Genomic DNA, 15,185 nt, shown 5'->3' with positions numbered 1-15,185 from the left:
GCAGGCCGTACCGGGGGCCCACGTGGTGGGACTTCCTTGAGCTACCCCTGATTTCCCGGAGTCGCAGACCGACCCCCTCACGAGGATTGTGGCCATCTTCTCGAGTTCTCCGGTGAAGCATCTGAATTATAGTATGATTGTCGGACCGGATCTGAGATCATACCGGAGCCGTATGGTTTCTACTCAGAACTATTCATAATATTTCCAGACTGTACGATTGATAATACCTAATTGAAAGACTGATAGTCGTGGTAGTCAGACAATAACGAACTATGATATACTAGTTTTCACGAGTGGACATGACACACGAGCATCGCGGGGGACGATGATGAAACGACTGGCGACGCTGCTGTTCCAGCCCAATCGGGAAGCGACCGTCGTGGAGTGTCGACACTGTGGCACGTCCGTCGATCCGGCGGCGACGGTCTGTACCACGTGTAATTCGGAGGAGATTGTCCACTACACGATCCAGTAGCCGCTTCTCGGGATCGGACGAAACATGGAGGTTAAGCCGATCCCGTGCCAACGCGGGGGTATGAGTCTCGAAACGATGCGGCCAAACCCCGCCTGGGACGCGGCCGCCTACGAGGACGCAGTCGACACGCTTGCGGTCCACAGCGACGAGCTAACCTACACGGTGTGGGGTGGTGACTGGTGTAAGGACTGTCGGAAGCTCCTCCCCGACCTCGGCGCCGCGTTAGACGCCGCCGATGTGCCCGACGACCGGATCGAGGAGATCGCCGTCGACGAGGACAAGCAGGGTCCCGGCGTCGACGAGTACGGCATCGAGTACATCCCGACGGTCGTCGTCGAGCGCGACTCCACGGACGGCGACGTCGAGGAACTCACACGGTTCGTCGAGGAGGAGGAGCTGCCGCCGGCCATCTGGCTCGCCGAGCAGATCGAGTCGGCGCTCGCAGACTGAGACGGCGCTCGCAGACTGAGACGGCGCTCGCAGACTGAGACGGCGAGGTTGGCAGTTGTCAAACGGTTACGCCTTCTGGTCGACGCGTGTAACTCCGGTAATCTCGAACCGGGCACCGCCCGTAGCGCTCTCGCCCACCGAAATCTCCCAGCCGTGGGCTTCGACGATGTTCGCGACGATGTCGAGCCCGAGCCCCGTTCCGTCCGGAGACGCGGAGTACCCTCGTTCGAAGATCGCTTCGCGCTCGGCTGGCGGAACGCCCGGTCCATCATCGGTGACGGCAACTCCTCTTTCTGTAACCGAGACCTCGATCAGCACAGCGTTGGCTCTGGGACCCTCCTCATTGCCTGGCCCGTCCGACTGACAGCCGTGTTCGACGGCGTTTCGAAACAGGTTCTCGAACACCGTCAGCAACTGCTCCCTGTTCGCCCGGATTACTGCCCCCTCGTCTCGAATGGCCACCGAGGCTGACGGCGACTCCACGACTGACCAGGCCTCCTCTACCACCGGTGCGAGCGCCGTTTCGGCGACGGCGTCGACGGCCGCCCCCTCTTTTGCGACCGAGAGCACGTTCTCGATGAGCGACTCCATGCGCTCTAAGGAGTCTGCGATCGCCTCAACGTGCTCGGCCTCGGCATCCGGAACGGCCGGCTCGAGCAGCTCCAGTCGACCGCTTGCAACTTGCAGCGGATTTCGCAGGTCGTGGCTGAGGACGCTCGCAAACTCCGCTAGTCGCTCGTTTTGGGCCTCGAGCTCTCGGAACAGCTCTCGGCGAGAGAGGAGGTTCTCGATTCGTCGGTGGAGAATCGGTCCACGGACCGGCGCGTCTACCACTTCGTCGATCAGGGGCTGCTCGACGTCACAACCCGCTTCGAGCACCGACTGCTCGAGGTGCGTTCCGTTGCGGCGAACGAGAACTACCGGTGTAAACGACGGTGTCGTTGCCGTGTTGAGTGCTTCAAGATCCGCTTTGTAAGTCGAGAACGACCGATCGTCGACGAGGTAGAGATCGCTATCGAGTTGCTCTCTCCCGGTCCGAACCGCATACTGCTGCTCTATGATCGAGGCAAGTGCCTCTCGATTCGCCTCGTCTTCGACGAGTAACTGGACCGTCGCGGCTGGGGATTGCCGTGCGTTCATCGTCACTCCGTTCTCGAGCGCGGCGTCCCCTCGAGAATGCCCCGGACGTCGGTTAGGGGCTCGCCGACGCGAATGCCAGTGGGTGTGATCGCAAACTCACGGACCGTTCGCTCGAAATTTCCGGCGCGCTTTTTCAGGACGCCGATCCCCTTGGTGAGTTCGCCGCTGGTTTCGACGTAGTTGAGAAAGAGGATGTTGTCCGCGATGTAGCTGATGTTGGCGCTCGAGGCGCTTGGCATACCGGTGACTTGGTCAGTTTCGTCCAAGAGGATGACCGAGACGTTACGATTTTTCAGGTAGCGGATGAGCGCGTGGAGCTGCCGTCCGAGCTCGCTTTCTTCACCCTGTATCGACACCTTGTAGCCGTCGACCCCGTCGATCATTACGACGTCCGTCCCCGCTTCGTCGACGCGCTGTTTGACCCGCTGGGCGAACTCTTCGGCCGAGAGCGTCAGGGGCTCGACTGCTTCGATGGCGAGCGACCCCGCAGACCGTCGCTCCGAGATCGGCATCCCGATCGACTTGGACCGGTGAACGAACGTCTTTGGCGCCTCTTCGAAGAGATACGCAACCGGTTTTGACCCCTCTTTGGCCGCCGTCGTCAGGATCTGCGTCCCGAGCGTCGTCTTCCCGACGCCGGTCGGTCCACTGATAAATGTCGCCGTTCCACACTCGAGGCCGCCCCCGAGTAAGGTGTCGAGTTCGTCAACCGACGTAGACAGCTGCAAGCCAGTAAACCGATCCGCCGAGTGCTCGGGGATGAGATTCGGGTATACTTCGAGTCCGTTGCTCCTGATTTCGAGCCCATGCGTTCCGTCCTGTTGACCGATTCCGCGGTGTTTCGCAACGCCGATTCGACGGCCACCGTCGCCGCGGGCGAGCTCAACGACGCCGTCGGAGAGCGACCGAACCTCACTATCCCCGCGGGTGTCCGAGCCGGTCTTTGTCGCGATAACGGTCGTTCCACGCCCCTTCAGAAACCGCATAAACGAGATCAGACGCTTTCGAAACTGGTACTCCGACGGCTCGATATACTGGAGCTGCGAGATCGGATCGAGCAGGATTCGATCCGGATCGATCTGCTCGATGGCGTCTCTGATCGCCGCGATCAGTTGCTCTGACTCGAGATCTCTGGTGTCGACCAGGTCCTGTGATCGGTTGGCGTCGAAGAAGTCGGAGTCGGGACCGAGGTCGAGAAACTCGGCCCCCTCGATGTCGATACCGAAACTCGCAGCGTTGGCCAGAATTTCGGCTTCTGACTCCTCGCCGTGGACACAAAGAACGGTCTCTCCAGCCTCCAGACCGGTCTGGAGGTACTCCATGCCGAGTAGCGTTTTTCCGGTTCCGGGACGTCCCGTTACAAGATAGAGACGACCGGTGACGAGCCCGCCGTGGAGAATCTCGTCGAGGCCCGGAATCCCCGTTTCGGTAGTCTCCAGTGTTACACCCATTTGAATGCCACACAAGAAGGAAGCTCGCCGAATAAAAGTATGGAATAGTGAAATCCTTTACAATTGATGTATCACGCTCGCTTCTGCTCTCACGTCGTTCGGAGCGCTATCGATGCCGGCTAGAGCGGCGCACCAGCCTCGTCGTCCAGCCAGTCGAGGGCATCTTCGACGTCGTGAGTCGGCGGCGAGCACGTCCGGTTCCGGCAGACGTACAGCGTCGGCTCACCGTCTACAGCCTCTCGGTCGGCCCAGATCGGTGGTGAGCTGTCCATCCCCAGCTGGTCGAGCCACGCCTCGAGCCCTGCTTCTGTTGGTGGTCGGCGCGCGAGCTGTCGGTCCGGGAGGTACTGCGATGCGAACGCCTCGCGCCACGCCGCGGGCAGCTCGTCTGCGGCGACGGTCACCTCGAGCGCGCCCGACTCGAGGCGGTCGGCGGCGAGTGCAAGCGTCGTGTGCTCGAGTGGATTTGCTTCGATGCGGTTGGCGTGTGTCTCGAGGACGCTCGCGGCGATTTCCTGGAACCCCTCCTCGGCGAACGCATCGAGTGCGAGCAGTACCTCAAGCGCCACGCCGGTCGCGGCGGGGGTCGACTGGTCTCCAATCTCCTGTGGTCGGGTGACCAGTGACTCGCCGCTTTCGGGGGTGAAGTACAGCGTCTCTCGCCCTGCGTCCCAGAACTCGACTTCGATAACCCGGGTGAGGTCGAGTGCGAACGCCAGGTGGTCGACGTCGCCGGTGGCCTCGTAACAGCGAAGCGCGCCCCGGGCGAGGAAGGCGTAATCTTCGAGGTAGCCGTCGACGTCGACAGCGCCGTCCTTGTACCGCCGCGAGAGTCGGGCTGCGTCCTCGTCCCAGAGCCGGTCTCGTACGAACTCGAGGGCGTCGACCGCCATCTCGGCGTACTCGTCCTCGCCGAGCACCACGGAAGCCTCCGCACAGGTTCCGATCATCAGGCCGTTCCAGCTTGCGAGTACCTTCTCGTCGCGGTTCGGACGCGGGCGCTTCTCGCGAGCCTCGAACAGTGCCTGGCGGGCCGCTCCGAGTCGACGTTCGATCTCGTCTTCGGGGCGGTCGTACTCGCCGGCCAGGCTCTCGATCGAACGGACGCGGTTGGGCTGGCTGCTCCCCTCGAAGTTGCCCGACTCAGTGATCCCGTACCGGTCACAGAACAGCTCGGCGCTCGTTTCGTCCGCGAGTTCTGCGTTTGCCTCGTCGACGAGAACCTCGCGCACCTCCCAGGGCGTCCAGACGTAGAACGCACCCTCCTCGCGCTCGCCGGTCTCCGGGTCCTCGCTCTGGGCGTCGAGCGTGCTGAAGAAGCCACCCTCAGAGTGAGTCAGCTCTCTGTCGACGAACGAAAGTGTCTCGTCGACGATCTCGGCGTAGCGCTTTTCGCCGGTGAGCTGATAGCCGGCGAGGAACGCCCGCGGGATCTCGGCGTTGTCGTAGAGCATCTTCTCGAAGTGCGGAACGGTCCAGTCCTGATCCACGCAGTAGCGGTGAAAACCGCCGCCGACGTGGTCGTAGAGTCCGCCGGCGGCCATCGCGTCCAGCGCCTCCACGAGCACCTCTCGATACCCCTTGTGTTCCGTCCGGTCGGACGCCCGGGCCAGCGCGTGTAGCCGCGGTGGCTGTGGAAACTTCGGCCCCCCGGAGCCGAAGCCGCCGTACTGTCGATCGGCGCCCCGAAAGGCTGCGTCAGCGGCTGCGGTCAAGACCTCGCTCGACGGAGGTCCACCGGCGCCGCCGGTCGCGCCTGACGTCTCCTCGAGTCGATCCCGTGCCGCGTCAGTCCACTGGTCGGCTCGGTTCTCGATCTCGTCACGGTCTTGCTCCCAGGACTGGCGTAGTCGATCGAGAACGTCGAGAAAGCCCGGCTGCCCCCGTTTTTCCTCCCGGGGGAAGTAGGTGCCGACGAAGAAGGGCCTGCCGTCGGGCGTGAGCCACGCCGACAGCGGCCAGCCGCCTCGGCCGGTGACCAGCTGGCAGACGGTCATGTAGATGCTGTCGACGTCGGGGCGCTCCTCGCGGTCGACTTTGATCGGGACGAAGTGTTCGTTTAGCACCTCGGCGACGGCCTCGTCGGCGAAGCTCTCTGCTTCCATGACGTGACACCAGTGACACGCCGAGTAGCCCACCGAGAGAAAGATCGGCACGTCGTTCTCGCGGGCCGCTTCGAGGGCCTGCTCGTCCCAGGGTTGCCAGTTGACGGGATTGTCAGCGTGCTGGCGCAGGTAGGGACTCTCCTCCTCGTCGAGCCGATTTCGCTCGGTAGGCGGGGTCATAGCCGATCGTAGGGCCGGCGGTTGTAAAAACGCGGCGTCCGTAGATGGGAGCGATAACGCGGATTCGGTCGAGGTCGCCGTGCGAATCAGGCCTTTCGGGAGCCGGCCATCCCAGTGTCGACCTTCGTGGCGCGGCGGCCCGACATGGAGATCACGAACATCGAGGCTCCGGTCGAAAGTAGGCTCACGCCGACGATGACGCCCACGGCCCAGGCAGCGCTTGCGGGGAATCCAGCCCAGAGCAAGCCAGCCAGCACGAGCGAGAGGATCCCGCTCGCGACGATATATCTCCGGTCTGTCCCCTCCACGCGCCGGCTCGCGGCGAGCTCGGTGATTCCGTCGACGAGCAGGTAGGCGATCGCTAACACGGTGAGCGTGACGAGTCCCAGTACCGGGTTCGCGAGCATGAGTAGGCCAGCGATGACGGTGACGGCGCCGACGGCGAGTTGCCAGACCGCGCCGGTCCACCGGCGGTGAGTGATGCCGGCCGCTCCGTGGACGATTCCACTAACGACGAGCACGGCCCCTAGCACGTAGGCTACCGATAGCCCCGTGACGAACGGGAACGCGATCGCGAGGATCCCGAGGAGGGCAATAACCCCGCCAGTGATTGCGATGAGCTGCCAGTCCGTCCCGAGTGTATGCTCGGCGGATAGTTCTTCAGTGGGTTGTGTGACCATGATGTTTCCTCCACGTACCTAGTGGTCGCGAACGGTAATATACTGCACTCGCGATTTCGGAATGAATCGCGAAAACGGACCGGTCCGGCGGCGTGACGGACAACTGGTCGGCGACCAGGAATCGCTCGACGGGTCGGTCCGGTTCGGGCTGTGCCGAACAGAATGGTTCGAGCCGCGTCGAACGGAGTCGACTCTCAGACGCTTACTCGGTGAGCATCCGGCGCAGCACGAGGTGGAGCACACCGCCGTTTTCGACGTACTTCACCGCGGCGGGCGTGCCGACCTGTGCGGTCACGTCGAACTCCGTCGTCTCGCCGTCGTCGTCCTCGGCGACGACCGTAAGCTCGGCCATTGGCTCGAGACCATCCTCGAGACCGCGGATCTCGAACGTCTCGGAGCCATCGAGGCCGAGTTCCTCCCAGCCCTCACCCTCCTCGAACTGCAGGGGCAGGACGCCCATGCCGAGCAGGTTGTCGCGGTAGATGCGCTCGTAGCTCTTGCCGATTGTCGCGCGGATGCCGAGTAGGTCGGTCCCCTTCGCCGCCCAGTCGCGACTCGAACCGGTGCCGAGTTCCTCGCCGGCCATGACGACGAGCGGGGTGTCGTCCTCGCGGTAGCGCTCGGAGGCCTCGAAGACGGTCGTCTCCTCGCCGGTCGGGTGGTGGATCGTGTAGCCACCCTCTTTGCCGTCGAGGAGTTGGTTCTCGATGCGGACGTTCGCGAAGGTACCCCGCATCATGACCTCGTGGTTCCCACGGCGGGAGCCGTAGGTGTTGAACTCGTAGGGCTCGACGCCGCGCTCACTGAGCCACTGTCCGGCGGGCAGGTCCTCGCCGAACGGTCCGGCCGGGCTGATGTGGTCGGTCGTGACGGTGTCACCGAGCGTGAGCAGGGCGCGAGCACCCTCGACGTTCTCGACACCGGGTTCCTCGAGGGGGAAGTCCTGGAAGAACGGCGGCTCGCGGATGTACGTCGACTCCGAGTCCCACTCGTAGACGTCGCCTTCGGGCGCGTCGAGAGACTCCCAGCGCTCGTCGCCTTCGAAGACGCTCGCGTACTTCTCCTCGAACAGTTCGGCGGAGACGTTCTCGTGGATCGTCTCTCTAACTTCCTCCGGATCTGGCCAGACGTCCTCGAGGAAGATCTCCTCACCGTCGTCGTTCGTACCGATCGGCTCCGCTTCGAGGTCGATGTCCATCTTGCCCGCGAGGCCGTAAGCCACGACCAGCGGCGGGCTAGCGAGGTAGTTCGCGCGGATCTTCGGGTGGATGCGAGCCTCGAAGTTTCGGTTGCCCGAGAGGACGCTGGTCGTCCAGAGGCCGTGCTCGTCGATGGCTTCCTCGATGGGGTCCTGGAGCGGGCCGGCGTTCCCGATACAGGTCGTACAGCCGTAGCCGACGACGTGGTAGCCCAGTTCCTCGAGATCGTCGAGCAGGTCGGCCTGTTTCAGGTACTCCGTGACGACCTTGCTGCCGGGCGCGAGGCTCGTCTTGACGTACTCGGGCACCTCGAGACCGGCCTCGGCGGCGTTTCGCGCGAGCAGGCCGGCGGCGACCATCACCGACGGGTTCGAGGTGTTCGTACAGGAGGTGATCGCACTGACGAGGACGTCTCCGTGGCCGATTTCGACCTCGGTGCCGTCCTCGAGCGTGACGGGGATCTTCTCGTCTAAGCCGGGTACGTGTTGCTCCTTGCTGACGAGTCCGCCGTCGCTCTCGGCGGCGCCCGAATCAATGACACCTTCCTCCTCGAGCAGCGTCGGGAAGTGCTCGTCTAAGTCGCCCATCGGGATGCGGGCGTGGGGCTTCTTGTGGCCCGCGAGGCTGGGCTCGACGGAGCCGAGGTCGAACTCGACCGTCTCGGTGAACTCGGGGTCGTGCTTGCCGAACAGGCCCTGGGCCTCCAGATACTCGCGGACGAGGTCGATGTGCTCCTCGTCGCGACCGGTGAGCTCGAGGTAGTCGAGCGTCTTCTCGTCGACGGGGAACATGGAGATCGTACAGCCATGCTCGGGCGACATGTTCGAGATGGTCGCACGGTCGGCGACGGAGAGCTGGGAGACGCCCTCGCCGTAGAACTCGACGAACTTGTCGACGACGCCGACCTGGCGGAGCTTCTCAGTGATGTGAAGCACGAGGTCCGTCGCGGTCGCGCCCTCGGGGAGTTCGCCCGTGAGCTCGACGCCGACGACCTCGGGTAAGGTCATCGTGATGGGCTGGCCGAGCAGTGCGGCCTCGGCCTCGATCCCGCCAACACCCCAGCCGACGACGCCGATACCGTTGATCATCGGCGTGTGGCTGTCGGTGCCGACGAGGGTGTCGGGGACGAGCCACTGCTCGCCGTCTTCCTCGCGGGCGTGGACGACACGGCCGAGGTGCTCTAAGTTGACCTGGTGGACGATCCCGGTTCCCGGGGGAACGACGTTGAAGTCTTCGAACGCCTGCTCGGCCCACTTGATCGCGCGGTATCGCTCCTCGTTTCGCTCGTACTCGAGTTCGACGTTCTTCTCGTAGGCGTCCTCAGAGCCGAAGTAGTCGACCTGGACGGAGTGGTCGATGACGAGGTCACAGGGGACCTCGGGTTCGACGATCGAGGGGTCCTTGTCGGCACGGTCTGCGGCCGAGCGCAGCGCCGCCAGGTCCACCACTGCGGGGACGCCGGTCAGGTCCTGCAAGACGACGCGGGAGGGCTGGAATGGGACTTCGACGTCCGGCACGTCGGGTTCCCACGACGCCGCGTTCTCGACGTCTGCGGCCGTAATCGTCTCGCCGTCGGCGTTGCGAAGGACTGCCTCGAGCAGTACACGGATGCTCACCGGCAGCTTCTCTAGGTCACAGAGGCCCTGCTCCTCAAGAACGGTAAGATCCGCCATCTTGTACGTCTCGCCATCGTGTTCGAATTCCCGGATCGCCTCCGAGAACGAATCGCTTGCCATACGTGGTCTTCGAAACGGGGGGGTTTGAATCCCTCGAGAATATTCGGCAAAATCTGGACGAACATGTGCTATCGCTTGTCAGGGTGGGCGGTAGCATTCGGTCGTCGCGACGATCTCGACGCGTCGACCCAGTCAGCGTCTGACGTACTCGACGAAGGCGAACCCGTCGCGCTCCTCGCGCTCGACCTCGAGGAACGCCTCGCGATCCCACGCCGGGAAGTCGGTGTCTCCCTCGGGCTCGTCGTGGACTTCGGTAACGATCAGGCGGTCGACCGCGGGCAGGAACTGTTCGTAGACCGTCGCCCCGCCGGCGACGAAGATCCGGTCCGCACCGTCGTGGCGCTCTCGTGCGGCCTCCTCGGCCGCCTCGAGGGCTTCCTCGAGTCCCTCCGCGACGACGACGCCCTCGGGTGTCTCTCTCTCTCGGCTCGTCAGGACGACGGTGGTCCGGCCGGGAAGGGGTTCGCCGAGTGCTTCGAGGATCCCCTCGTAGGTGACGCGGCCCATGATGACCGGGTGGCCCGTTGTCGTCTCCTTGAAGTGGCGCAGATCGGCGGGGATGTGCCAGGGCATCTCGCCGTCGCGTCCGATGACGCCGTTGTCGGCGACGGCGACGATGGCGACGAGTTCGCGGTCCGTTTCGAGCGCAGACACAACTGAGCCGTCGGCCCCGCGCTCGGTCATTCGGCCACCGAAAACCGGATTCCGTCGTGGGGATCGTACGCCGAAAGCGTCACGTCCTCGACGGAGAACTCGTCGATCGAGACGTCCGCGACGGAGAGCGTCGGTCGGGAGCGCGGCTCACGAGCGAGTTGCTCGAGCAGGCCGGGCACGTGGTCGAGTCGCTCGTCGCCCTCGGCCTCAGCGGGCGCCTCCGCTTCGAGCCAGTCGCGGACCCCGCGGTACTCTGCGCGCTCGTCGACGTCGGCCAGCCGCGCTCGTAGCGCGTCGAGGTTGTCGGCGTACCACTCGCCGCGCGCGCCGCGGCCGCAGTAGACGTGGGCGTCGACGACGGTGTGTGCGAAGGTGCCGGGCTCGAAGCCGGTCTGCTGGGCGACGATCTTCGTCAGGAGCGCGTAGGCCGCGATGTTAAATGGGATGCCGAGTGCGGTGTCCCCCGAGCGCTGCGTGAGATGGCAGTTGAGTCGGTCGCCCTGAACGTTGAAGACGAACGAGTAGTGACACGGCGGGAGCGTCGAGACTGCGGCGTTCGCGGGGTGCCAGGCGTTGACGACGAGCCGGCGCGAAGTCGGCGAGTCAGAAAGCGTGTCGATCACGTACTGTAACTGGTCGAAGGTTCGCCGGCCGTCTGCCTCCTCCGTGACCCAGCGCTGGCTCTCGTCGGGCCAGGACTCGCCGGGAAGCTGAGACGGTTCCTCGGGAATCGGGTATCGCCGCCAGAATCGCCCGTAGGCAGTGTCTAAGTGCCCTTCCTCGTCGGCCCAGGCGTCCCAGATCTTCGTCTCCTCGCGCAGGTCGCGGATGTGCTCTTCGCCCGAGAGGTACCAGGCGACCTCGTGGAGTAGGGAGTTCCAGCGGTAGCCGTCCATTCGCTTCGTCGTCAGGAGGGGATAGCCCTCCCGGAGGTCGACTTCGTAGTGCTCGCTGAACGAGGATATCGTGTCGACGCCGGTCCGGTTGGGCTTGTAGGCGCCCGTAGAGAGGACCGAATCGACGAGATCCAGGTACTGTCGCATTGGCATTCCGTTCTGACCGATCCAAGTTATACTCGTCGCTACTCGAAGTCGGTGCACCGGGGTATTGATTTCGAAGAGCTATCGGATAACTACCTCGATCTTCCATTCATCAAGAAAACACTTTATGCATGCCGGTACCAGTGCGGGTATGACGCAGACTCCCGACGCCCCGACTCGGAACGGGGTGTCCCAATCGGAACCGCTCGTCGAACGAACCCTTTGGCACTCCAGGCGCCTGTTGTTGCTGGCGATCGTTCCGTTCACGACGGCGATACTGAACGTGAGCGATCTGCTCGCAACGGCACACACTCGGGGACTGTCGATTACGGCCTCGTTCCCGGTCTATCGGTACGACCTCTGGAGTTTCGTCGACGCACCTGACGACGGGGGGCTGTCGGTCACTATCCCGTTCGGAACGGTCGAATCGGTGACGCTTTTGCTCCCATTGCTCGTCGTCTATGTCTTCGTCTCAGGGATACTCAGCGCCGGGTATTTCGGGAGCATTGCGGCGGGAATCACCACCGGATCGTTCGACTTTGCCGATAGTGTCGCGCAATTTGCCACCCGGATCATCGCTCTGGAACTGCTGGTCGTCTCCGTTTTCGTCGCCATCTTTGTCCCACTACTTTTCGTTCCGCCGCTGTTTGTTCTCGCCGTCCTCGCGCTTCTCGTTGCCGCGTACCTGCTGTTTCCGACGGTCTACATTCTCGTCCTCGAAGATCGGAGTCTCGTCTCTTCGATGCGGCGCGCGTATTACCTCGTCACCGAGCACAACCCGGTCGGCTTTTTCATCGCCGTCGCCCTCGTGACGCTCCTCTGTTCAGTTCCGCTCGCGTTTCTGGCGTACTCCGGACTCCCCGGTGCCCTGATCGCCGTCAGCATCGCCGCGCCACTCGGACTGGCGTTCAACGTCGGCGTGGCACTCAAAGTCGCAGAGATGGCCGACCTCGCGACGGTACGGTGAGCAGCGACTCGGTGGTCTCCCGCCGACTGTCGGTAAGGTGTCTATCGCTATTGGTGCCGCGGCGAGACCTCAGTACCAGTCCGGTACTGGACGCGCCTCGAAGTCCTCGATCTCGCGGATTCGGTCGGTGCGCTCTAAGGCGTCGTCGGCCTCGGAGAGGATCGCAATCTCCTCGTAGAAGCCGAGTCGTTTCAGCAGATCGACCCCGCTCTCCGTGACGGCCCAGTAGGTGTTTGGCAGGTCGTTTCGGGGCTCGTCTGCCTTCAGCCGCCGGGTGACGTCCCGCGCTTCCAACTCGCGCAGGTGGTAGTCGATCGTCCCCGACTTGAGGTCGGTGTTGCGGTACGCTAACTCCTCGACGGAGAGCGCGCCGTCGTCGGACGCGAGCAGCTGCTGGAGGAGGCGCAGCCGCGTCTCGTCGACAACGGCGCGCAGCCGGTCGATCGCTTCTGCATCGGGGCTGAAGGTTAGCTCCGAACCGCCGCCGGGGACGTCGTGTTGGCTCATCTTGAGTGACCCTACGTGGTCCACTCCGATAGATGTTTTGGTCGATCCTGAATCAGTTGATGCTGAATCAGCTGTGGTCGGAACGGATTCGGTCTGCGAGGGGACCATTTTTGAGGGGGCGCTGAGTGCTTCCGTGCGATGGCATCCCCGTTCGCAGCCGAGCTTCTCTCCGACATGCAGGACGTCCGCGACGCCGGGCTCACGCCCGCGCAGTTCACGGAAATTAGCCGCGTCGTCGCCCGCGACTGCGAGCGACTCGGGCGGGCCGAGGTACTGTACTTCGTGATCGGGAGCTACGACGAGACGGACGGGCGGAAAGACCGCGTGATCGAAACCCGAGACCGACTCTCGATGTCTCGCCCCGACACGGAGGCGTTCGTTCTCGAGGAGATCGACCCGGCAGACGAGGCCTGGGAAAACTGGTACGTCAAGTTCCGCGTCTTCCTCCGGCGCGCGACGCATGTCGTGGCCGTTTTCGAGGACAACGACGGCGGCCACGAACTCGAAGCGGGCGAGGTCGACAACGACGACCTCCTCGTCTTGAAGCGAGACTACTACGCGGCAGACGGGAGCCGGGACCGCGAGCGCGAGCACGACCGCTTCGACGGAATGCTCGCGAAGCTGTTCGACCACCTGGAGCGCCGCGGCCAACTCTACCGGTGGACGACCGACGACGTCGAGGACGCACACTCTCTCGAGGCGGCGACCGACCGACTGCTCGCGGACACCGCGGGTGGCTCGTCGGAGGCGGCGAGCAGCGCATCGGAGACGGCAGACGAATCTGCGGAAAGGGCAGGCGAATCCGTAGGAACGGCCGACGACAAATCGTCCACAGCACCGGACAATCAGTAGTTAGACGGCGACGAACCCGAGGCCGAGCCGTCGGGGGTGTGCACCGACGTGAACAGATTCGGTCGTGGAAAGAGCAACGTTTACAGGTTCGTGCGCTCCGTTTTCGACCATGACAGAGACCGTGCTCCTGATCGGCGGTGGCGGCCGCGAACACGCCATCGCTCGCGCGTTAGAAGAGAGCGACGCCGACCTCTACGCCTGCGCCGGCAACCGCAACCCCGGCATCGACCGAATCGCGGCCGGGTTCGAGACGCTCGAGACGACCGACCCCGAGGCCGTCGTCGAGTACGCCGAGGACGTCGACGCGACGATCGCGGTCGTCGGCCCCGAGGCACCCCTCGCGGCCGGCGTCGCAGACGCCCTCGAAGACGCGGGAATCTACGCCTTCGGCCCAAAGGAGGCCGACGCTCGCATCGAGACGGACAAGGCCTTCCAGCGCCGGTTCATGGCCGAAAACGACATCCCGGGCTGTCCGGACTTCGAGACCTTCGACGACCCGGAGGCGGCCTGCGACTTCATCGACGAGTACGACGGCGACCTCGCGATCAAACCCGCCGGACTCACGGGCGGGAAGGGCGTGAAGGTCATCGGCGATCAGGTAACCGCTGAGGAGGGCAAGCAGTACATCCGCGACTCGGACTACGACCGGATCGTCTTGGAGGAGCGCCTGATCGGCGAGGAGTTCACCGTCCAGGCGTTCGTCGCTAACGGCGCCTTCGAGACCGCCCCCGCGGTCCAGGACCACAAACGTGCCTACGAGGGCGACGAGGGACCAAACACGGGCGGCATGGGAAGCTACACCGACGCTTCGACCGCTCTCCCGTTCATGACCGAGAGGGACTACGACGCGGCCGTCTCGATCATCGAGGCGACCGTCGACGCCTTGGAGGACTACCGAGGCATCCTCTACGGTCAGTTTATGCTCACCAGCGAGGGCCCCAAGGTTATCGAGTTCAACGCCCGCTTTGGCGACCCCGAGGCGATGAACACGCTGCCCGTCCTCGAGACGGACTTCCTGGACGTGCTCACCGCCGCACGGGACGGCGACGCGCCTCCAGCGCTCGACTTTGCCTCCCAGGCGACCGTCTGTAAGTACGCGGTTCCGGCCGGCTACCCGACCGACCCCGAGGCGGGAGCGGTAGTCAACGTCGACGAGGAGAGCGCGGGTGACGCGCTGCTGTACTACGCAAGCGTCGACGCGCGCGAAGACGGCATCTACACGACGACCTCACGGTCGTTCGCGCTCGTTGGCGTCGCGGACACCATCGCCGAGGCCGAGACGATCGCCGAAGACGCCCTCGCAGTCGCCGGTGAGGAGGGACTGCACGTCCGTCACGACATCGGAACCGACGACCTCGTTCAGCAGCGAATCGATCACGTCGCCGAACTGCGCGAGGACTGAGCGAACGCGTCGTCGATTGCGGTCGCCACCGCGTCGATGTCGATGGCTTCATTGAGCGTATCGGGGTTGGTCAGGGCGCCAACACCGCCGCTATCGAACGCGCTCCACAGCGTATCGACGTCGATGGGTTGCTCGGTGTGTTCTGCTTGCGCGGTCGTATCGAGTAGCCGACGAAGCAACACGTAGCCAGCGACGGTGAGCACGCCGAGTGCGACCGCGCCCGGAACGCCGTAGCGTCGGTAGCCGACGGACATCGCTTTCTTCGCGATGGCAGTGACGATCATAGCGACGGTGGTACCAGCGCCGCCATCAAGAAACCGCCGCCTGCGTTGTCCGAAATGAACGGT

14 protein-coding genes are annotated in these 15,185 nt (G+C 64.0%); 5 read left to right on the top strand and 9 right to left on the bottom strand.

Annotated features, from left to right (window positions below; genetic code table 11):
* Positions 1 to 325 precede the first annotated feature (325 nt).
* Both OB905_03870 and OB905_03865 read left to right on the top strand, forming a co-directional pair.
* Positions 326 to 475, top strand: coding sequence for a hypothetical protein (locus OB905_03870; protein ID MCU4925126.1), 150 nt, complete (start codon positions 326 to 328; stop codon positions 473 to 475).
* 60 nt (positions 476 to 535) lie between these two features.
* Entirely contained in the window at positions 536 to 925 is a 390-nt protein-coding gene (locus tag OB905_03865; GenBank protein ID MCU4925125.1) for a thioredoxin family protein, read from the top strand.
* Between the two features lie 66 nt (positions 926 to 991).
* On the opposite strand, the gene OB905_03860 is transcribed toward OB905_03865, so the two are convergent.
* The 7 genes from OB905_03860 to thyA all read right to left on the bottom strand — a co-directional run bounded on the left by OB905_03860 (position 992) and on the right by thyA (position 11,113).
* A complete protein-coding gene (locus OB905_03860; protein ID MCU4925124.1) occupies positions 992 to 2,065 on the bottom strand; it encodes a HAMP domain-containing histidine kinase in 1,074 nt (357 codons plus the stop codon).
* Between the two features lie 2 nt (positions 2,066 to 2,067).
* Complete coding sequence (locus OB905_03855; GenBank protein MCU4925123.1) at positions 2,068 to 3,516, bottom strand: AAA family ATPase; 1,449 nt, start codon at positions 3,514 to 3,516, stop codon at positions 2,068 to 2,070.
* Positions 3,517 to 3,635: 119 nt separating this feature from the next.
* Positions 3,636 to 5,801 carry a thioredoxin domain-containing protein gene (locus OB905_03850; GenBank protein ID MCU4925122.1) on the bottom strand — a complete coding sequence of 722 codons (2,166 nt, stop codon included), beginning with the start codon at positions 5,799 to 5,801 and terminating at the stop codon, positions 3,636 to 3,638.
* 86 nt (positions 5,802 to 5,887) lie between these two features.
* Positions 5,888 to 6,481: a DUF308 domain-containing protein gene (locus OB905_03845; protein MCU4925121.1), complete on the bottom strand. Its 594-nt coding sequence runs from the start codon at positions 6,479 to 6,481 to the stop codon at positions 5,888 to 5,890.
* 202 nt (positions 6,482 to 6,683) lie between these two features.
* Positions 6,684 to 9,416: an aconitate hydratase AcnA gene (acnA, locus tag OB905_03840; GenBank protein MCU4925120.1), complete on the bottom strand. Its 2,733-nt coding sequence runs from the start codon at positions 9,414 to 9,416 to the stop codon at positions 6,684 to 6,686.
* 132 nt (positions 9,417 to 9,548) lie between these two features.
* Positions 9,549 to 10,100 carry a dihydrofolate reductase gene (locus OB905_03835; GenBank protein ID MCU4925119.1) on the bottom strand — a complete coding sequence of 184 codons (552 nt, stop codon included), beginning with the start codon at positions 10,098 to 10,100 and terminating at the stop codon, positions 9,549 to 9,551.
* Positions 10,097 to 11,113, bottom strand: a complete 1,017-nt coding sequence (gene thyA, locus OB905_03830; GenBank protein ID MCU4925118.1) for a thymidylate synthase — start codon at positions 11,111 to 11,113, stop codon at positions 10,097 to 10,099. Before thyA ends, OB905_03835 begins: the two co-directional genes overlap by 4 nt.
* Positions 11,114 to 11,261: 148 nt before the next feature.
* On the opposite strand from thyA, the gene OB905_03825 reads away from it, so the two are divergent.
* Complete coding sequence (locus OB905_03825) at positions 11,262 to 12,077, top strand: hypothetical protein (protein MCU4925117.1); 816 nt, start codon at positions 11,262 to 11,264, stop codon at positions 12,075 to 12,077.
* Between the two features lie 69 nt (positions 12,078 to 12,146).
* Here the strand turns inward: OB905_03825 and OB905_03820 are convergent, their stop codons facing one another.
* A complete protein-coding gene (locus OB905_03820; protein ID MCU4925116.1) occupies positions 12,147 to 12,584 on the bottom strand; it encodes a helix-turn-helix domain-containing protein in 438 nt (145 codons plus the stop codon).
* A 138-nt stretch (positions 12,585 to 12,722) separates the two neighbouring features.
* On the opposite strand from OB905_03820, the gene OB905_03815 reads away from it, so the two are divergent.
* Positions 12,723 to 13,436 carry a hypothetical protein gene (locus OB905_03815; GenBank protein MCU4925115.1) on the top strand — a complete coding sequence of 238 codons (714 nt, stop codon included), beginning with the start codon at positions 12,723 to 12,725 and terminating at the stop codon, positions 13,434 to 13,436.
* Positions 13,437 to 13,545: 109 nt separating this feature from the next.
* Positions 13,546 to 14,838 carry a phosphoribosylamine--glycine ligase gene (purD, locus tag OB905_03810; protein ID MCU4925114.1) on the top strand — a complete coding sequence of 431 codons (1,293 nt, stop codon included), beginning with the start codon at positions 13,546 to 13,548 and terminating at the stop codon, positions 14,836 to 14,838.
* Here purD and OB905_03805 read toward each other — a convergent pair.
* Positions 14,811 to 15,122, bottom strand: coding sequence for a hypothetical protein (locus OB905_03805; GenBank protein MCU4925113.1), 312 nt, complete (start codon positions 15,120 to 15,122; stop codon positions 14,811 to 14,813). The two genes, purD and OB905_03805, sit on opposite strands and share 28 nt — an antisense overlap.
* Positions 15,123 to 15,185 lie beyond the last annotated feature (63 nt).

This window comes from Halobacteria archaeon AArc-dxtr1, assembly GCA_025517425.1.
GTDB lineage: Archaea > Halobacteriota > Halobacteria > Halobacteriales > Natrialbaceae > Halostagnicola.
This window is presented reverse-complemented; position numbering and strand designations above follow the sequence as displayed.